Annotated in this window: 19 protein-coding genes; 10 read left to right on the top strand and 9 right to left on the bottom strand. The window is 62.6% G+C overall.

Features of this window, described 5'->3' with window-relative positions:
- Positions 1 to 71: 71 nt before the first annotated feature.
- Entirely contained in the window at positions 72 to 1,103 is a 1,032-nt protein-coding gene (gene hemB / locus AC07SZ_RS03420) for a porphobilinogen synthase (protein WP_056562537.1), read from the top strand.
- A 208-nt stretch (positions 1,104 to 1,311) separates the two neighbouring features.
- On the top strand, positions 1,312 to 1,959 hold the full coding sequence (locus tag AC07SZ_RS03415; RefSeq protein WP_494913228.1) for a dihydrofolate reductase family protein: 648 nt from the start codon (positions 1,312 to 1,314) through the stop codon (positions 1,957 to 1,959).
- Positions 1,960 to 2,147: 188 nt separating this feature from the next.
- On the opposite strand, the gene ppk2 is transcribed toward AC07SZ_RS03415, so the two are convergent.
- Positions 2,148 to 3,068, bottom strand: coding sequence for a polyphosphate kinase 2 (ppk2, locus tag AC07SZ_RS03410; protein WP_056562540.1), 921 nt, complete (start codon positions 3,066 to 3,068; stop codon positions 2,148 to 2,150).
- 281 nt (positions 3,069 to 3,349) lie between these two features.
- On the opposite strand from ppk2, the gene AC07SZ_RS03405 reads away from it, so the two are divergent.
- On the top strand, positions 3,350 to 4,393 hold the full coding sequence (locus tag AC07SZ_RS03405; RefSeq protein WP_056562542.1) for an aldo/keto reductase: 1,044 nt from the start codon (positions 3,350 to 3,352) through the stop codon (positions 4,391 to 4,393).
- Positions 4,394 to 4,411: 18 nt separating this feature from the next.
- Here the strand turns inward: AC07SZ_RS03405 and AC07SZ_RS03400 are convergent, their stop codons facing one another.
- Both AC07SZ_RS03400 and AC07SZ_RS03395 read right to left on the bottom strand, forming a co-directional pair.
- Complete coding sequence (locus AC07SZ_RS03400) at positions 4,412 to 5,383, bottom strand: glycosyl transferase family 90 (RefSeq protein ID WP_056562545.1); 972 nt, start codon at positions 5,381 to 5,383, stop codon at positions 4,412 to 4,414.
- 149 nt (positions 5,384 to 5,532) lie between these two features.
- On the bottom strand, positions 5,533 to 6,504 hold the full coding sequence (locus tag AC07SZ_RS03395) for a glycosyl transferase family 90 (protein ID WP_056562550.1): 972 nt from the start codon (positions 6,502 to 6,504) through the stop codon (positions 5,533 to 5,535).
- A 199-nt stretch (positions 6,505 to 6,703) separates the two neighbouring features.
- Between AC07SZ_RS03395 and AC07SZ_RS03390 the strand changes: the two genes are divergently transcribed.
- On the top strand, positions 6,704 to 6,850 hold the full coding sequence (locus AC07SZ_RS03390) for a hypothetical protein (RefSeq protein WP_081294707.1): 147 nt from the start codon (positions 6,704 to 6,706) through the stop codon (positions 6,848 to 6,850).
- Positions 6,851 to 6,904: 54 nt separating this feature from the next.
- Here AC07SZ_RS03390 and AC07SZ_RS03385 read toward each other — a convergent pair whose 3' ends face one another.
- Together AC07SZ_RS03385 and AC07SZ_RS03380 are read right to left on the bottom strand one after the other, a co-directional pair.
- Positions 6,905 to 7,138 carry a DUF982 domain-containing protein gene (locus tag AC07SZ_RS03385; RefSeq protein WP_494913226.1) on the bottom strand — a complete coding sequence of 78 codons (234 nt, stop codon included), beginning with the start codon at positions 7,136 to 7,138 and terminating at the stop codon, positions 6,905 to 6,907.
- Between the two features lie 221 nt (positions 7,139 to 7,359).
- Positions 7,360 to 8,025 carry a GntR family transcriptional regulator gene (locus AC07SZ_RS03380; RefSeq protein WP_494913224.1) on the bottom strand — a complete coding sequence of 222 codons (666 nt, stop codon included), beginning with the start codon at positions 8,023 to 8,025 and terminating at the stop codon, positions 7,360 to 7,362.
- Between the two features lie 116 nt (positions 8,026 to 8,141).
- Here AC07SZ_RS03380 and AC07SZ_RS03375 point away from each other — a divergent pair, with 116 nt between their 5' ends.
- Positions 8,142 to 9,395 carry a multidrug efflux MFS transporter gene (locus AC07SZ_RS03375; RefSeq protein ID WP_494913222.1) on the top strand — a complete coding sequence of 418 codons (1,254 nt, stop codon included), beginning with the start codon at positions 8,142 to 8,144 and terminating at the stop codon, positions 9,393 to 9,395.
- Between the two features lie 34 nt (positions 9,396 to 9,429).
- On the top strand, positions 9,430 to 9,795 hold the full coding sequence (locus AC07SZ_RS03370; RefSeq protein WP_494913221.1) for a DUF423 domain-containing protein: 366 nt from the start codon (positions 9,430 to 9,432) through the stop codon (positions 9,793 to 9,795).
- Between the two features lie 18 nt (positions 9,796 to 9,813).
- Here AC07SZ_RS03370 and AC07SZ_RS03365 read toward each other — a convergent pair whose 3' ends face one another.
- Positions 9,814 to 9,963 carry a hypothetical protein gene (locus tag AC07SZ_RS03365; RefSeq protein ID WP_172374018.1) on the bottom strand — a complete coding sequence of 50 codons (150 nt, stop codon included), beginning with the start codon at positions 9,961 to 9,963 and terminating at the stop codon, positions 9,814 to 9,816.
- Between the two features lie 55 nt (positions 9,964 to 10,018).
- On the bottom strand, positions 10,019 to 10,162 hold the full coding sequence (locus AC07SZ_RS03360) for a hypothetical protein (RefSeq protein ID WP_494913219.1): 144 nt from the start codon (positions 10,160 to 10,162) through the stop codon (positions 10,019 to 10,021).
- Positions 10,163 to 10,326: 164 nt separating this feature from the next.
- Between AC07SZ_RS03360 and AC07SZ_RS03355 the strand changes: the two genes are divergently transcribed.
- Positions 10,327 to 11,403: a LacI family DNA-binding transcriptional regulator gene (locus tag AC07SZ_RS03355; protein ID WP_494913218.1), complete on the top strand. Its 1,077-nt coding sequence runs from the start codon at positions 10,327 to 10,329 to the stop codon at positions 11,401 to 11,403.
- 12 nt (positions 11,404 to 11,415) lie between these two features.
- Here the strand turns inward: AC07SZ_RS03355 and AC07SZ_RS03350 are convergent, their stop codons facing one another.
- Positions 11,416 to 12,594, bottom strand: a complete 1,179-nt coding sequence (locus AC07SZ_RS03350) for an OpgC family protein (protein ID WP_056562565.1) — start codon at positions 12,592 to 12,594, stop codon at positions 11,416 to 11,418.
- Between the two features lie 201 nt (positions 12,595 to 12,795).
- On the opposite strand from AC07SZ_RS03350, the gene AC07SZ_RS03345 reads away from it, so the two are divergent.
- Positions 12,796 to 13,455, top strand: a complete 660-nt coding sequence (locus AC07SZ_RS03345; RefSeq protein WP_056562568.1) for an alpha/beta hydrolase — start codon at positions 12,796 to 12,798, stop codon at positions 13,453 to 13,455.
- 90 nt (positions 13,456 to 13,545) lie between these two features.
- Here the strand turns inward: AC07SZ_RS03345 and sthA are convergent, their stop codons facing one another.
- Positions 13,546 to 14,931 (bottom strand): Si-specific NAD(P)(+) transhydrogenase, encoded by a 1,386-nt coding sequence (gene sthA, locus AC07SZ_RS03340; RefSeq protein WP_056562571.1) that lies wholly within the window; start codon positions 14,929 to 14,931, stop codon positions 13,546 to 13,548.
- A 214-nt stretch (positions 14,932 to 15,145) separates the two neighbouring features.
- On the opposite strand from sthA, the gene AC07SZ_RS03335 reads away from it, so the two are divergent.
- On the top strand, positions 15,146 to 15,616 hold the full coding sequence (locus AC07SZ_RS03335; protein ID WP_056562574.1) for an RDD family protein: 471 nt from the start codon (positions 15,146 to 15,148) through the stop codon (positions 15,614 to 15,616).
- Between the two features lie 139 nt (positions 15,617 to 15,755).
- Positions 15,756 to 16,520 carry an arginyltransferase gene (locus AC07SZ_RS03330; protein ID WP_010915563.1) on the top strand — a complete coding sequence of 255 codons (765 nt, stop codon included), beginning with the start codon at positions 15,756 to 15,758 and terminating at the stop codon, positions 16,518 to 16,520.
- The last annotated feature ends 111 nt before the right edge of the window (positions 16,521 to 16,631 follow it).

Raw genomic sequence — 16,631 nt, 5'->3', positions numbered from 1 at the left:
TGGCACAATCGTGTCGCATTGGTCAGCGACAAGGGCTCGTGGTAAAAGCCGCCGAAACGAGAGTTTTGGCCATGAACAAATTCACCCCGACCAAGCCAGCCGGCGCGCGCAGCGTCGATGACATCACCGGCAGCCGCCGCCTGCGCCGCATGCGCAAGGCCGACTGGTCGCGCCGCCTGGTGCAGGAGAACCGGCTTACGGTCGACGACCTGATCTGGCCGATCTTCGTTGTCGAGGGCAAGGATGTACGCGAGCCGATCGCGGCCATGCCAGGCGTCTTCCGCCTGTCGGTCGACCTTGCCGTCAAGGAGGCCGAACGGGCGGCAAAGCTCGGCATTCCGGCTCTCGCCACGTTCCCCAATGTCGAGCTCGGCTTGCGCGACCAGACCGGCTCGCACATCCTCGACCCGGAAAACATCATCAATCGCGCCAGCCGCGCGATAAAGGACGCGGTGCCAGCAATCGGCATCATCACCGACGCCGCGCTCGATCCGTTCACCAGCCATGGCCATGACGGCATCCTGCGCGACGGCATCATCGTCAACGACGAGACGGTCGAGCAGGTCGCTGCTGCGGCCGTCATCCAGGCGGCCGCCGGCGCGGACATCATCGCGCCTTCCGACATGATGGACGGCCGCATCGGCGCCATCCGTGACGCGCTCGACGCCAACGGTTTCCAGGACGTGGCGATCATGTCCTACGCGACGAAGTTCGCCTCGGCCTTCTACGGCCCCTATCGCGAGGCGGTCGGCACCGCCGGGCTGCTCAAGGGCGACAAGAAGACCTATTACATCGACCACGCAAATTCCGACGAGGCGGTGCGCGAGGCCGAGCAGGACATCGCCGAGGGCGCCGACATGCTGATGGTCAAACCAGGCCTGCCCTATCTCGACATCATCCGCCGGCTGAAGGACGAATTCCAGATGCCGACCTTCGCCTACCAGGTGTCGGGCGAATATTCGATGATCAAGGCCGCCGGCGCCAATGGCTGGATAGACGGCGAGAAGGCGATGCTGGAATCGCTGCTCGCCTTCAAGCGCGCCGGCTGCGACGGCATCCTCACCTATTTCGCACCGGAAGTGGCTGAGATGCTTAAGGGGTAGCTCGCACCAAACCTGAACGAGAAAGCCGCCGAAGCCCAGCGATGTGGCGTATCAGCGCCGTTATCTTTTGTTTTGAACGATCTTTCCCAGCTGGCTGTCAGGAGCCTTCTGTAGCCCGTTGCGCATTCACACGAAACCAATTGCTTTTTGCAAGCAGTTAGGTTAAACGGCCACTGATTGCAAATTACATGCGGTTCAGGAGGCAATGGTGTCAAAACTTCGTGTCAATGCTTTCACCCTGTCGCTCGACGGTTATGGCGCAGGGCCTGGCCAGACCCTCGAACATCCGCTCGGCGTGGGAGGCGAGAACCTGCACAAATGGATGGTCGGCACCCGCACCTTCCGCACGATGGTGCTCGGACAAGATGGCGGGACCACCGATACCAACGAGACGTTCGCGGCGCGCAGTTTCGAAAATGTCGGCGCCTGGATCCTCGGCCGCAACATGTTCGGGCCGATCCGCGGAGAATGGCCCGACGACAAGTGGAAGGGCTGGTGGGGCGACAACCCGCCCTACCATGTGCCGGTTTTCGTGCTGACGCACCACAAGCGGGCACCCATCACCATGGAAGGCGGCACGACCTTCCACTTCATCACCGACGGCATCCATTCGGCGCTCGAGCAGGCAAGGTCGGCGGCCGGCGACAAGGACGTGCGGGTGGGCGGCGGTGTCGATACCATCCGCCAGTACCTGCAGGAAAAGCTGATCGACGAGATGCACCTGGCGGTGGCGCCCGTGCTGCTTGGCAGGGGCGAGAACCTCTTTGCCGGCCTGGATATGTTGAAGCTAGGCTATCGATGCACCGAGCAGGTTGCGACGACACTTGCCACGCACGTGACGATCGGGCGGGCGTGACTACAGCTCTTTCTCCCCGTCACTATACGGGGAGAAATGCCCGGCAGGGCAAATGAGGGGCGTCGCTGACATTTGGAGACTAGCGGCAAGCTACCAATGGCATTGGGGCTCAATCGCCAACGCCGGCGCAGCCCCTCATCCGCCCCTCGGGCGCCTTCTCCCCGTGAACGGGGAGAAGGACAAGGTGCTCAATACTTCTCCGGCACGTAGAGTTCGCGCGGCAATGTCTGGCGCTCGTATTCGGGATTGAAGACACGCTCGGGCAGCGTGATCTCCTCGTGCGGCACCTCTTCGTAAGGCATCTGCTTGAGCAGATGGTCGATGCAGTTCAGCCGCGCGCGCTTCTTGTCGTTGCCCTCGACGATGAACCAGGGCGCCTCCGGAATGTTGGTGCGGGCGAAGGTTTCCTCCTTGGCCTTGGTGTACTGCTCCCAGCGTACGCGCGATTGCAGATCCATCGGCGACAGCTTCCATTGCTTCATCGGATCGTGGATGCGCATCAGGAAGCGCATCTGCTGCTCCTCGTCGGTGATCGAGAACCAGTACTTGACCACGGTGATGCCTGAACGCACCAGCATGCGCTCGAACTCCGGCACGTCGTGGAAGAACTCCTCGACCTGCTCCTGCGAGGCAAAGCCCATCACTCGTTCGACGCCGGAGCGATTGTACCAGGAGCGGTCGAACAGCACGATCTCACCGCCAGCCGGCAGATGCGGGACATAGCGCTGGAAATACCATTGCGACTTCTCGCGTTCGGTCGGCGCCGGAAGTGCCACGACGCGGCAGATGCGCGGATTGAGCCGCTGCGTGATGCGCTTGATGACGCCGCCCTTGCCGGCAGAGTCACGGCCCTCGAAAATCACCACCAGCTTCTTCTTGTGATAAGCGACCCAGGACTGCAGCTTGATCAATTCGGACTGCAAGGTGATCAGGTCGCGAAAATACTGCATGCGATCGATCGAAGGCGGATGCGAGTTCTTGTAGATCTTGGCGATCTCCATCGACAGCGCCGGCTCCGACATTTCAAGCTCATAGTCTTCGTCGAGCGTGTCGGCGAGCTCGGCTTCAAGCCAATCCTTGGCGGGAGAATTCTGTCTCAGCTCGGTCATATCGGTCGCTCCGCTAGCAAGCCCTGTCGGTTCATGTCCGGCACCCAAACTGCAGGCCCGTGGCCTGCAATGGAAACACCTTAGCCGAATTCAATATAGGCCGGCGGTGACGGTTTTATTGCAGTTCGGGGCGCGACCGCGGCCGTTGAAAGCTCCGCCATGCGTGATCGATCCACCATCTTTGCATGACGACAAGCCGGGCAAATTGTCCTACAAATCCCCGGTCGCATTCCGGGCTGCCCTTCGCGGCACCCCAATTCAACACAATCGCGAGGACTGACATGGAATACCGCACCCTTGGCCGTTCCGGCCTGAAGGTTTCGACATTGACTTTGGGCACCATGACGTTCGGCGGCACCGGGCCCTTCGCCGCGGTGGGCAACAGCGATCTTACCGAAGCCAAGCGGATGATCGACATGTGCATCGACGCCGGCATCAACCTCATCGACACCGCCAATGTCTATTCAAACGGGCTGTCGGAGGAGATCATCGGCGAGGCACTCGGCGGCAAGCGCAAGAACGACGTGCTGATCGCGTCCAAGGCGCGCATGCGGATCGGCGGCGGTCCGAACGACGAAGGCCTGTCGCGCCACCATCTGATCCGTGAATGCGAAAAGAGCCTGAAGCGGCTGAAGACCGACGTCATCGACATCTATTTCGTCCACCAGTGGGATGGTCTTACCCCGGTCGAGGAAACGGTGGCCGCGCTCGACACCTTGGTCGGCCAAGGCAAGGTGCGCTATATCGGCTGCTCCAACTGGTCCGGCTGGCAGGTGATGAAGGCGCTCTCCATCAGCGACAGCCGTCACCAGCAACGCTTCGTCACCCAGCAGATCCACTATACGCTGGAAGCACGCGAGGCCGAATATGAACTGCTGCCGATCTCGGTCGACCAGGGACTGGGCGTGCTGGTCTGGAGCCCGCTCGCCGGCGGCTTGCTGTCCGGCAAATACCGCCGCGACAGCCCGACCGCGCGCCAGCTCGCGGGCTGGTCCGAGCCGCCGATCCGGGACGAGGATCGGCTCTGGCGGATCGTGGATGTGCTGGTGGAGATCGGCAAGGCTCGCGGCGTCTCGGCGGCGCAGGTGGCACTTGCGTGGCTGCTCGGCCGCCCCGCCGTCTCCTCGCTGGTGATCGGCGCCCGCAACGATACCCAACTCAAGGACAATCTCGCCGCGGCAGCCCTGGAGCTCAACGCCGAAGAACGCCAGCGCCTCGACGCGGTCAGCCGCCCGCCCCTGCTCTACCCCTACTGGCACCAGCAATTGACGGCAAAGGATCGCTTCGGCCCCGCCGATATGGTTCTTGACCGCAGCGTCATCTGACTCTCCGGCCGAAGCGCGCTAGCCCTCGATGAAGTGCCAGAGTTGGCGATCGGGCTCGATCTGGCCGCTGAGCACGAAATATTTATAGAGCACGAGCAGGGAGACAGCCTGCTCGTCCCGCTCATTGGAGAATGTCCGGCAGTAGGCATTGGCCGCGGCAACAATACGCTCGGCCTGCGCCGGATGCCGTTCGAAATAGCGAACCTTTTCGCCAAGGTCGGCGAAATCCGGATCGAGCGGCACATAGTGGACGTTGGCTTCGAGCCGGCTCTCCGCGAACCACGTCTCGTAGGTCGGCGGCGGCATCAGGCACAGCGAGTTCGAATTCATGATCCATTTGAGGTTGGTCGCCACGTCATTGCCCTCGAGCGAGACGATATAGCGGTAGCGCAAGTGTTGGCGGATGCTGAGAAAGGGCTTGCTGTACTCGGCCGGCGCACTTCGCTTGTGTGAACCTACGTCGCAGAATGGCAGGTCACGCGCCGCGTCCAGGAACCGCGTCCTGATCGGATTGTTGAGATCGCCGCGCCAGATCACGACCGGCAGCTTGTCGGCGAAGGCGACTGCGTCGGCGGGCATGTAGAAGTGGCGGAACTTGTTGAACTTCAGAATGACCGCATTGCCATTGTCCGTATGGATCGGCCGGTCCTTGACGAGCGTCGGCACCTTCGGCACCCCGATGACGTCGCCGAACTCCACGTCGAGAAGCAATGACGGGTCGAAATAGCGGGCAAACTCCTTCAGGTCGTAATAGTACATGCTCGGCTCGAACGGCATCTTGTCGATGCGCACCGCATCCGGGCCAGGCACAAAGGCGTCCTGCAGCTTGTTGTAGTCATTCAACCGCCGGCGCACGGCCTCGTCCGAAAGCCTGGCCTGCTCCAGGCGGTCCGCCAGCCGTCGTCGGAAGAGTGCCTGTGGCGCGATATCGCGCATGACGTTTCGCGCGTAATAGAAAACCTTCTGCGTCGTTCTTTTTATGCCGGCCATGGTTCACGTTGATCAGGACAAACGCGACCAAAACACACGACAGCCGAGTTTGTTCCCGCGTCACGCCCGCGCGTCGTTGTGCCAGGCATTTACTGGCGCGGCGGTCGTCCAGCGCGTGCCTCCCGGCTTCGATGGAAGGGCCTGGGCAACTAGCCCGTTATGCAGCGCCAGACCTCGGCATCCGGCTTGATCTGGCCGCTGAGCACAAAATATTTGTACAGCACCAGCAGGGAGATCGCCTGTTCGGTCTGTTCGTGCCCAAAGGTCCGGCAATAGGCGTTCGCAGCCGCGGTGATACGCTCCGCCTTCTCCGGGTTGCGTTCGAAATAGGCCACATGTTCGGCAAGGTCCGAGAAATCAGCTTCGAGCGGCACATAGTGGACATTGGGCTCGAGCTGTCGCTCGGCGAACCATGTCTCGTATGTCGGCGGCGGCATCAGGCAGAGCGACTTCGAGCTCAAGATCCATTTGAGGTTGGTCGCGACATCATTGCCCTCAAGCGAGACGATGTAGCGGTAGCGCTGGTGCTGGCTGATGCTGAGAAACGGCTTGGCGTATTCGGCCGGAGCGTTCGGCTTGTGCGAGCCGGCATCGCAGAACGGCAGGTCGCGCACCGCCTTCAGAAATCTCGTCCTGATCGGATTGTTGAGATCGCCGCGCCAGACCACGACAGGCAGCTTGTCGGCGAACGAGATGGCGTCAGCCGGCATCTGGAAGTGACGAAACTTGTCGAGCTTCATGATGACCGCGTTCTTGTCGTCATCACGGATCGGCCGGTCCTTCACGATCGTCGGCACCTTCGGCACATTCCTGACGTCGCCGAATTCGAGATCGATCAGCAATCCGGGGTCGAAGTAGCGGGCGAACTCCTTCAGGTCGTAATAGTACATGGTCGGCGTGAAGGGCAGTTTGCTGATGCGCATGGCATTGGCGCTTGGGGCGAAGCCATCCTGCAGCTTGTTGTAGTAATTCACCCGCCGGCGCGCCGTCTCGTCGGAAAGCCTGGCCTTTTCGAGGCGGACGGCCAGTCTGCGGCGAAACAAGGCTTGTGGAATGACATCGCGCGCGACGTTTCGCGCATAATAGAAAACCTTTGCCGACGTCCGCGCAATTGTGGCCATGGTTCACTTGATCAAAACAAACGAGCAGCTCTCAATACGCTGGCGCCCCGCGTTTTCTACATCATTACGGCGCCCGTCTGGCAAGCCCCCCTGCGGATCCGCGACGCCGCGCCCGCGCAGAGCCGCTTCAGCTGTTGTGTTTGACGGCTAATGCTCCTAGGCAGGGTCAGAGCCGCAAGGCAGGTCAAAAGGAACCGATATGGCGCGAGCACCAAACTACGATCAGGAACGCAAGGAACGTGACCGGCAGAAGGCGGCGAAGAAGGCCGAAAAGCTGGCGGCCAAGGTTGCCGCGCGGGAACGTTCAAAACCCGAGACCGAGATCGAAAACGAAACAGCGGAATGACGGCAAAAGGCCCGCATATGCGGGCCTTGCCTCAATCCAGCTCGCCGCCCTGTGTCAGGCGGGCGCCTTGTCGCTGATAAAAACGTCCACTTCCCGCGCCGCGGCGATAAAGGCGCGCCTGGCATTCATGGCCGGCTTGTCGCCGGCCAGCGCATCGTGGCAAGCCTGCAGCGCCGCGCGATGCTTTGGACTGCGCTTGCCGGGCCAGCTGTTGAGGAGGTAATCGGAAGCCTCGCGGGCCGTGCGCAAGAGCTGAGTGCTTCCCGCCGTGACGGACTTGACGGTCACGGGTGTTTCAAATCGGTTGTTTTCCATCGCCGCTCTTACGCCATCGGCGCCCGTGAAGCGAGGCCGAAAGTGCGCTTCGCGTGCGGACGCCGCTTTTGCCCGGCAGCGCCCTGCCCGTGCGGAACAGTCCCGACTTCACGGAAACGCCGAACCGCCTCTGTCTCTTTATGCTGGACGCAATTCCGGGGAGAAAACCGCTTCACACTTTTCCCGGACTTGCTTCAAGCGGCGACGACGGCAAATCCCCTGGCGCGAAGACCGCGTCGATCGTTGGCGAGCGACGTCACCAGCCGGTCGCGGCTGCCGACGATATGGGCCGAAAGCCGGCGCGCCGCTTCGTCGGCCTCGCCAAGGCGGGCCGCCGCCAGAATGGCACGGTGTTCGGCCCAGGCGCGTCCCAGAGCCGCCTCGTCACGCACCTCCAACCAGCGGGCCCGCGACAGGCGCGTCATGGCATCGCGCACTGCCCTGAACAGGAATTCGTTGCCCGACAGGCGCGCCAGCTCGATGTGAAAATCCATGCCGACACGGTGCCATTCCTCGCGCGGCGTGTTTTCGTCGCAGGAATCGAGCATCGCCTCGATGATATCGATGGCGCTGCTTTCGGCGTGCATGCATGTCAGCCGCACGGCCGCGACCTCGACAGCTTCGCGATAGACGGCGATCTGCTCGAGCTCGGCAAGGTTGATCGGCGACACCGTCCAGCCACGGCCATCCCTGCCAACCAGCCCCTCGGTCTCCAGCCGCAGAAGTGCCGCCCTGACCGGTGTGCGCGAGGCGCCGAAGCGCCCTTCGATCCAACGCTCGGTCAATTTCTCGCCTGGGCCGATCTCGAGCCCCAGGATCATCTCCCGCAACTGTCGTTCGACATTCTGCATCTGCGACATCGTGTTGGCCTCTTCGAAGCCGCATTGACAGCAGCCGTGTTGAAGTTCATGACGGATGCCATTTTGGTATCCCAAAACGGTATCCGCAACAAGCGTTGATATCGAGCAGGCAGGGCATGGCACAGGAAGATACGCAACAGGGCGGCTACAACATCCATTGGCGGCGCAATCTCGCCGTCTGTTTCGCCGGCTCGTTCAGCACACTCATCGCCATGACGCTGCTGTTGCCTTTTCTGCCGCTCTATGTCGAGCAGCTCGGCGCGCAAGGCCATGCGGCGATCGTGCAGTGGTCCGGCATCGCCTACGGCGCCACCTTCTTCGCCGCGGCCCTGGTCGCGCCGCTGTGGGGACGGCTGGGCGACCGCTACGGCCGCAAGGTGATGCTGGTGCGCGCCAGCTTCGGCATGGCGATCTGCATGTCGCTGACGGGCATGGTCGAGACGGTCTGGCAACTGGTGCTGCTGCGCCTGCTGATCGGGTTTGCCGGCGGCTATTCATCGGGTTCGACCATACTGGTGGCCATGCAGACGCCCAAGGACCGTTCCGGCTGGGCGCTCGGCGTCCTGTCCGCGGGAATCACGGCGGGTTCACTTGTCGGTCCCCTGCTCGGCGGTGCGCTGCCGCCGATCATCGGCATTCGCGCCACGTTCCTGTTGTCCGGCGGCGTCATCTTCCTTGCCTTCCTGGCGACCACGTTCCTCATCAAGGAGACCCAGCGAGCGAGGCCGGCCACGGCAGCGTCGGCGGCAAAGCCGAAAAGCGGCTGGTCGCAGATCCCGGACAAGCGCCCCGTCGTGGCCATGCTGACAACCGGCATGCTGCTCGCCTTCGCCACAATGTCGATCGAGCCGATCATCACCGTCTATGTACAGCAACTCATAGAGGACCAGAGCCGGGTGACGATGATCGCGGGCGTGGTGATGTCGGCGACGGCGCTGGGCACTATCCTGTCGGCATCCTGGCTCGGCAAGCTCGCGGATCGTGTCGGCCACTGGAATGTCGTCGTCGGAGCGCTGGCCGTATCGGCCCTGCTGCTTATCCCGCAGGCCTTCGTCAGCAATGGCTGGCAACTGATCGGCCTGCGCTTTCTGATGGGACTGGCGCTGGGTGGCCTGCTGCCCTGCATCACCAGCGTCATCCGCCACAACATCCCCGACGGCGTCGGCGGCAATGTGCTTGGGCTGGCCATCTCGGCGCAGTATGTCGGGCAGGTCGCGGGACCACTATCCGGTGGTTTCGTCGGCGGTCACTTCGGAATGCGCTCGGTGTTTCTCGCGACATCGGTGCTGATGGCCGGCGGTGCCGTCTACAACTGGATTGTCCAGTCGCGGCGCACACGGCATATCGCGTTGGAAGCGAGCGAGTCCTGAGGGCTCAGGCCGTTAAAAGAGGGAACCAGCCGACATGAATTCCTCCGAACCGACAGCCAGCCCTGCCCTCGTGTTTGCCGGCGGTCTCGTCGGCGCGGCAGGCGTGGCGCTGTCAGCTGCCGCCGCGCATCTCGGCGGCGCCTTCACCGGCACGGCCGCGTCGTTCCTCTTGATGCACGCGCCTGTCTTCCTCGCCGTCGGCCTCACCGGCGCGAGTCGCTTTCTGCGGATCGCCAGCGTCGCCTTGCTTGCCGGGCTGCTGCTTTTCGCCGGCGATCTTCTTGCCCGCGATTTCCTGGGATCGAGACCGTTCCCTATGTCGGCGCCGATTGGAGGCACCTTGCTCATCGCCGGCTGGCTGGGGATAGCGATATCCGCCCTGGTACGTCAGCGTTCCTAGGGGCCGAATCGGTCGGGATCAATCCCCGGGACGTCCGGTGCGTATCCACAGATCGCGATTGCGCGAGGCCCGCTTCGTCAGGCGTCGCGCTTCCGGTCGCTCGGCGGCAGGAGCGATGCCCCAGTAGTTGCGGTAAATGTCCTCGAACAGATGCCTGATGGGATGCATGATTTTTCTCTTTTCGGGTTGAATCGATCCAATGCGTAGGCAATAAACACGGCGATCAGCTTCGCTTACGCCCCACCAGGAAGCGAAGGTCGCGAATCCATGGGCTTGCCCTGCCCCGCCGCCTGAAGCTGTTGGCGGCCGACCCGATGCTCCAGTCGTTGCGATAGATGTCTTCGAACAGGTAATTGACGGGATGCATGCCGTACCTCCTCTGAAAACGCAGACGGGCCAAACCAACCAACTTGGATCGATTCAATACTAGGTCTCCGACAGTTCCCGGTCAAGCAGAATTTGAATCGATCCAACGAAAGTGCTAGATGCAAATCCGGAACGTGCTAAATGCATGTCAGGAGGCACGCACAAATGGCGTCACTCACCGCAGGCAATCGAAGACCCGTCCGGCTGGCCGATATCGCCAAGGCCGCCGGTGTTTCGCACGGCACCGCATCCAATGTCTTCAGCCGCCCGGAGATCGTGCGCGAGGAGGTTCGCGAACGAGTGAAGGCCGCGGCCGAGGCGATGGGCTATGGCGGGCCGGATCCCAAGGGCCGCCTGTTGCGGGCGGGCAAGGTCAACGCCATCGGCGTCGCCACCGCCGAACCCCTCTCCTACTTCTTCGACGATCCTTTCGCGCGGGTCATGATGGCGAGCATCTCGCAGGCCTGCGATGCGACAGGAGCCGGCATTTCCCTGGTATCGGCAGCTAATAACGAACAGCTTGCCTGGAACATCCAGAGTGCCCTAGTCGACGGCTTCATCGTCTTCTGCATCGAAGGCGGTTCGCGGCTGGTGGAACTGGCGCGCGAGCGCAAACTGCCCTTCGTGGCGCTCGACCTTGACTCCGAGGACGGAGCGGTCGCGGCGATCGGTGTCGACAACATCGCCGGCGCCAGTCTGGCGGCGCGCCATCTCACGGATCTCGGACATCGCAGCTTTGCCGTTCTGGCACTGCCTTTCGTCGACGGCAGGACGGGTCTCGTTTCGCCCGAGCAGGTTCGCTCAGCGACCTATGCCGGCACGCGCGACCGGCTCACCGGCTATCTCCAGGAGCTTTCACGGGTTGGCGTCGACACATCCACAGTGCCCGTCTACGAGACCGCCAACGACGCGGCCAGCACGAGAGCGGCCCTCGAAACCGTCTTCGCGGCCAAGGAGCCGCCCACGGCCATCCTGGCGATGTCGGACAAAATAGCCCTGGTGACGCTCGAATGGTTGAGCGCGCGCAAGCTCAGCGTCCCCAACGATGTTTCCGTCATCGGGTTCGACGGTGTTCCGGAGGCCGCCGTGTCCGAGCCGCCCTTGACCACGATCGCCCAGCCGATAGCCGAAATGGGCCGCCTTGCCGTCAAGGCCATCCTGGAGAGCGACGGCAAGGTCAGCCGGCAGTTGCTGCCGGTCAAACTGGTCGTGCGGGCCTCGTCGGCTCCGCCGCGCGGCTGAACGACGGCCCCCTCAGCGATTGGCTCTTGCCATGGCGGAGATGCCGAAAGACGCACGCGCCGGCGTGACATCCTTTTGCGTCATGCGGACCTTGGCCGAAGCGCTGATGGTCGACAGCCATTCGAGATAGAAGGCGAGCGCGAACTGCATGGCGATGCCGGCCGACAGCAGCAGGCTGTCATAGGCAAGCCCGCCCGGATTGATCAGTTTCATCACCTGCGCGACCATGGCGATCACCGTGCCGGCGATGAAGACCGGCAGCGAGCGCTTGCCGAGTATCGCCAGCGGATGGTCAGGGCTGGTGCGGAACAGGTTCGAGAGCGCCGGCAAGGCGACGATCAGATAGCTGACAGCCAGGATATGCAGCAGCCTTGGCAGCGACAGGAAGGTCTTGTCAAAACCGCCGATGACCACCGGAAGCTTGAACCATGTTATCTGGCCCCAGAGCGGACTGTGCACCCATATCAGCGCCGTCAGCACATAGGTCGCGGCCGCGCCGACCAGCCAGCGGTTGATCGGAATGACACCGCCGCGCCTGACATGCAGCATGGCGGCGAGGCCGATGTTGAACAGGAACTGCCAGGAGAGAGGGTTCAGGAACCAGAAGCCGGGCTCAGGATAGTTGGGCGGGGCGATCTGCCAGATGCCGGCGACCAACCACAGCGCGCCGGACACGACCAGCGCCGCGACGGGTCTGTAGCTGATGAACAGGACGAAGGCCGGGGCCATCAGAAGCAGCGCGGCATAGACCGGCAGGATATTGTTGTAGCCAAGCTGATGGCCGAGCGTGACGATGCCGACCAGCACTTCCGGCGTGTTCTTCATCAAGGGCTCGATGTTGATCAGTTTCAGCAATTCCGGCCGCCTCGTGAACACGGCCACGGTACAGAACAAGGCGATCACAACCATGGTCGTGACGATATGGGCGATATAGAGCATGCCTGCCCGCCGCCACATCTTCAATGTGGCCAGAAGCCGGCCACCCGAGCGGAACTTCGTGCCGTAGGCCAGCGCCACCGAGATGCCGGAAATCAGCACGAACGCCTCTGCCGCGTCCGAGAAACCGAAATTCTTGTAGGTCATGACCTCGAAAGCCGTGCCCGGCACATGGTCGATGAAAATGGTGAGCAGCGCCAATGCGCGCAGCACATCGATACGCGTATCGCGTTCGGGCGAGACAGGGGTAATCATCGACAAAAGGCCTCAAAGCTGGTTGTTCATGTCCAGCAATGCGACCCCCGGCGCACCGCTTCGATTCCTCCCAAGCGGAGTATATCGGCGCACAAACGGGCTGGAATGAGCCTGGTTCAATCAACTTTCGCGGAGCATGAAAATATTGCGTTTTGAAGCCGGCAAATTGAGCGAAGCCTCATATAATCAAGAGGATGCGGGATGACCGGCGACAGCACCGAAAACAGTCCGCTGCTCAAGGATCTGGCCTTTCCCTATCGCCTCCTGGGCGCCGGCGGGAACAGCCGCGAATGCCTTTTCCTGCTGCATGGATCGGGTGTCGACGAGACCACCCTGGTGCCGCTGGCAAGACGCATCGCACCCGACGCAATGCTGATCGCGGCGCGTGGCCGTATCCCCCAGGAGGACGGTTTTCGCTGGTTCGAGCGGATAACCCCGACGCGCTTCGAACAGAAGAGCATCGTGGCCGAAACGGCCGCCTTCGCGGCATTCGCAAGCGAGGCCGCCAAGCGCCATGGGCTTGATCTCGATCACGCGACGTTCCTCGGCTATTCGAACGGAGCCAATCTGGCTTCCAGCCTGATGCTGCTCCATCCGGGCATCGTCCGCAGGGCGGTGCTGCTAAGGCCAATGCCTGTACTCGACCATGTGCCCGCGACGGACCTCGCTGGAATACCGACGCTGATTATCGCTGGCGCCGCCGACGAGACCTACGGGCCCTTTGCGCCGGCACTGGTGACGCTGCTCAGCCGGCGCGGCGCCGCGATCGACGCTCGGATCATTCCCTCGGGCCATGAAATCGGCGATCCGGACGCCGCCATTGTCAGGCAATGGCTGGCGGGGTCGGCTGACGTGGCGTAGGCGGACCGGCCCTTCGAATCGACCGCTGTCTCGATCGGGCGCGGCCGCGATCCGCGCCTCCGCACCGGCGAGGAGCGAAGATGCTGAAGCCTAGCGCCCCATCCTGTTCCAGGCGTCGAGCCCGGCGATCTTGTAGGCTTCCGCCAGCGTCGGGTAGTTGAAAGTGTTGTTGACGAAGAAGTCGACCGTACCGCCGAGGTTGATGACCGCCTGGCCGATATGGATGAGCTCGGTGGCGCCCTCGCCGACAATATGGGCGCCGAGCAGTCGCCGCGTCTCGATCGAGAACAACAGTTTCAGGAAGCCGGTGTCGACACCCATGATGTGGCCGCGCGAGGTTTCGCGGAAACGCGCGACACCGACCTCATAGGCGCCGCCGCTCTGGCGCACCTGTTCCTCGGACTGGCCGACGGTCGAGATCTCCGGCACCGCATAGATGCCATAGGGGAAGGTCTCCGGTGGCGGCGGCAGCGTCACGCCGAAAGCGTGGCAGGCGGCCACCCTGCCCTGCTCCATCGAGGTCGAGGCGAGACTTGGAAAGCCGATGACATCGCCGGCGGCGTAGATGTTGGGCACGCTGGTCTGGAACGTCTGTGGATCGACCTTGATGCGGCCTCGGGAGTCGGCCTCGATGCCGACCATGTCGAGGCCCAGGCTGGCGATATTACCGGTGCGACCGGCGGCGTAGAGCACGACCTCGGAGCGGATGGTGCGGCCATCGGCCAGTTCCACCTCGGCTGCCTCGGGCTTGGAGCGGATTTCCTTCACCGCGCTGCCCAGCCTTATCGTCATGCCGCGATCGCGCATCTGGTGGATGAAATCATCGACGATCTCGCGGTCGACGAAATCGAGGATGGAATTGCGCGGCTCGACCAGCGTCACCGGCACATCGAGCGCCGAAAAGATCGTGGCGTATTCGACCCCGATAACGCCACCACCGATGACCGTCAGCGTGCGCGGCAGGCGGTCAAGCTCGAGCATCTCGTCGCTGTCGAAGACACGGGTCTTGTCGAAAGGCACGTCGCGCGGCCTGTGCGGCCTGGTGCCGACCGCGATCAGCGCGTTGGCGAAGCCGACCTCGCTGTAATCGCCATTGTCCGATGTCAGGCTGACCTTGTCGGGGCCGAGAAATTTCACCGCCGCGCGGGCGCTCTTGACGGTGTTGCGCATGAACTGGTGTTGCAGCACCTCGACCTCGTGATCGAGCGTCTTGTGCAGGCGCTCGATCAGGTCGCCGACCGAAATGTCCTGCTTGACCCTGTAGCCGCGTCCATAAAAGCCGCGCTCGCGCCAGCCCGAGAGATTGAGCACCGTTTCGCGCAGCGTTTTCGAGGGGATGGTGCCGGTGTGCACCGAGACGCCGCCGAGACGCCGGCCGCGATCGACCACCAGCACCGATTTGCCGAGTTTGGCCGACTGCACCGCGGCGCGGCGTCCGGAAGGGCCGCTGCCGATGACCAGCATATCGTAGTCCATAGTGCCGTCCCCTCACTTCCGCCCCAGAACGCTTTGTTGCGCCGCAACAAGCTAAAGCCATCCACGCGGCGAATTCAACCGATTCAGATCGCGGAGCACGGCTTTCAGGCTTCGCGTCCCTCGAAGCGCTCGACCTTGATTCCGCCGCAAGCCTTCACCATTTCATCATCGGGCGGCCCGCACCCTATGTCGGGCCTTGTTACGAGGAAATGACATGAACGCGCGCGTTCTCGACGGCGAAATCATCAACACCCGGCTTGACGACGTCAGGGCCTATGAGGGCGTGCGCACAAGGCGCATCCTGGCCTTCGTGCTCGACTACATCATCGTCGCCCTGCTCACCATTCCCTTCGCCATACTGGTGTTTTTCCTCGGGCTTCTGACGCTCGGCGTTGGCTGGATGCTGTTCGGCGTCCTGGTGCCGGCCGTCGCCATCCTCTACATCTGGAACACGCTGGGCAGCGCGGACCAGGCGACCACGGGCATGAAGATGATGGGCATCCGCCTCGACCGCCTCGACGGCAGGCCGATCGACGGCCTGACCGCGGTCGTCCATTCGGTGCTGTTCTGGGCGGGCAATGTCATTCTGTCGCCCCTGGTCCTGCTGGTGACCCTGTTCTCGGACCGCAAGCGCACGCTGCACGACCTTCTGCTCGGCACGGTGGTCAGCCGCACCGGCCGCTGAGGCGCTTTCCGAAAGCGTTACACGCCCTGTCGGCGCAAATGTGAAGGCATCCGCTTGCAGGTGCATTCACAATCCTGTTGAATTTTTCGCTTTCCGCGCCAAAGGTAGAGCGACTCGAAGGAGCGTTTCCAAGACTTAGATGACGCAGCATCCGACCCAGTCGCCACAGTTCTTCCTGACCGCGCCGTCGCCGTGCCCCTATCTCGACGGCCAGTTCGAGCGCAAGGTGTTCACGCATCTGGTCGGCGACAAGGCGTCGGAGATGAACGACCTCCTCACGCAAGGCGGCTTCAGGCGTTCGCAGAACATTGCCTACAGGCCGGCCTGCGAGACGTGCCGCGCCTGTGTTTCCGTGCGCATCCTCGCCCAGGAATTCACCGCCAGCCGCAATATGAAGCGCGTTCTGCAGCATAATTCCGACCTTGTCGGCGCCATGCACAATGCCGAGCCCTCGACCGAACAATATTCGCTGTTCCGCAGCTATCTCGATGCCCGCCACCGGCGCGGCGGCATGTCCGACATGACGGTGCTCGACTACGCCATGATGGTCGAGGACACCCATGTCGACACCAAGGTGATCGAATACCGGCGGCGCGGACCCGACACCTTCATCACCGGCAAGGGCCAGGGTGAGCTTATCGCGGTGGCACTCACCGACAAGATGGCCGACGGCCTGTCGATGGTCTATTCCTACTTCAATCCCGAATTCGAGGAGCGTTCGCTCGGCACGTTCATGATCCTCGACCACATCGCCCGCGCCAGGGCGATGGGCCTGCCCCATGTCTACCTCGGTTACTGGGTCAACGGCTCGCGCAAGATGAATTATAAGATGCGCTTCATGCCGCAGGAGCATCTCGGCCCGAAGGGCTGGGAGCGCTATACCAACGAAGCGGTTTCACGCTGAGTTTTTCCACGATCCGCGCTTAAGCTTAAACTGTTTCAAGGCACGGGATGCTGGTCTTTCAGCCGGTTGGCTGGAGAGAGTGCACGATTGCACCGGTCAGCCGTCGGCCTG

It is taken from the genome of Mesorhizobium sp. GW821-FHT07A06 (genome assembly GCF_059419085.1).
Note: the sequence above shows the minus strand (reverse complement) of the source record. Positions and strands in the feature narration are given on the sequence as shown.

Excerpts from the sequence above, each read along its gene's own strand:
- hemB (WP_056562537.1), top strand. The coding sequence starts at position 72 with ATGAACAAATTCACCCCGACCAAGCCAGCCGGCGCGCGCAGCGTCGAT.
- ppk2 (WP_056562540.1), bottom strand. The coding sequence starts at position 3,068 with ATGACCGAGCTGAGACAGAATTCTCCCGCCAAGGATTGGCTTGAAGCC.
- AC07SZ_RS03405 (WP_056562542.1), top strand. The coding sequence starts at position 3,350 with ATGGAATACCGCACCCTTGGCCGTTCCGGCCTGAAGGTTTCGACATTG.
- AC07SZ_RS03400 (WP_056562545.1), bottom strand. The coding sequence starts at position 5,383 with ATGGCCGGCATAAAAAGAACGACGCAGAAGGTTTTCTATTACGCGCGA.
- AC07SZ_RS03395 (WP_056562550.1), bottom strand. The coding sequence starts at position 6,504 with ATGGCCACAATTGCGCGGACGTCGGCAAAGGTTTTCTATTATGCGCGA.
- AC07SZ_RS03390 (WP_081294707.1), top strand. The coding sequence starts at position 6,704 with ATGGCGCGAGCACCAAACTACGATCAGGAACGCAAGGAACGTGACCGG.
- AC07SZ_RS03380 (WP_494913224.1), bottom strand. The coding sequence starts at position 8,025 with ATGTCGCAGATGCAGAATGTCGAACGACAGTTGCGGGAGATGATCCTG.
- AC07SZ_RS03375 (WP_494913222.1), top strand. The coding sequence starts at position 8,142 with ATGGCACAGGAAGATACGCAACAGGGCGGCTACAACATCCATTGGCGG.
- AC07SZ_RS03370 (WP_494913221.1), top strand. The coding sequence starts at position 9,430 with ATGAATTCCTCCGAACCGACAGCCAGCCCTGCCCTCGTGTTTGCCGGC.
- AC07SZ_RS03365 (WP_172374018.1), bottom strand. The coding sequence starts at position 9,963 with ATGCATCCCATCAGGCATCTGTTCGAGGACATTTACCGCAACTACTGG.
- AC07SZ_RS03360 (WP_494913219.1), bottom strand. The coding sequence starts at position 10,162 with ATGCATCCCGTCAATTACCTGTTCGAAGACATCTATCGCAACGACTGG.
- AC07SZ_RS03355 (WP_494913218.1), top strand. The coding sequence starts at position 10,327 with ATGGCGTCACTCACCGCAGGCAATCGAAGACCCGTCCGGCTGGCCGAT.
- AC07SZ_RS03350 (WP_056562565.1), bottom strand. The coding sequence starts at position 12,594 with ATGATTACCCCTGTCTCGCCCGAACGCGATACGCGTATCGATGTGCTG.
- AC07SZ_RS03345 (WP_056562568.1), top strand. The coding sequence starts at position 12,796 with ATGACCGGCGACAGCACCGAAAACAGTCCGCTGCTCAAGGATCTGGCC.
- sthA (WP_056562571.1), bottom strand. The coding sequence starts at position 14,931 with ATGGACTACGATATGCTGGTCATCGGCAGCGGCCCTTCCGGACGCCGC.
- AC07SZ_RS03335 (WP_056562574.1), top strand. The coding sequence starts at position 15,146 with ATGAACGCGCGCGTTCTCGACGGCGAAATCATCAACACCCGGCTTGAC.
- AC07SZ_RS03330 (WP_010915563.1), top strand. The coding sequence starts at position 15,756 with ATGACGCAGCATCCGACCCAGTCGCCACAGTTCTTCCTGACCGCGCCG.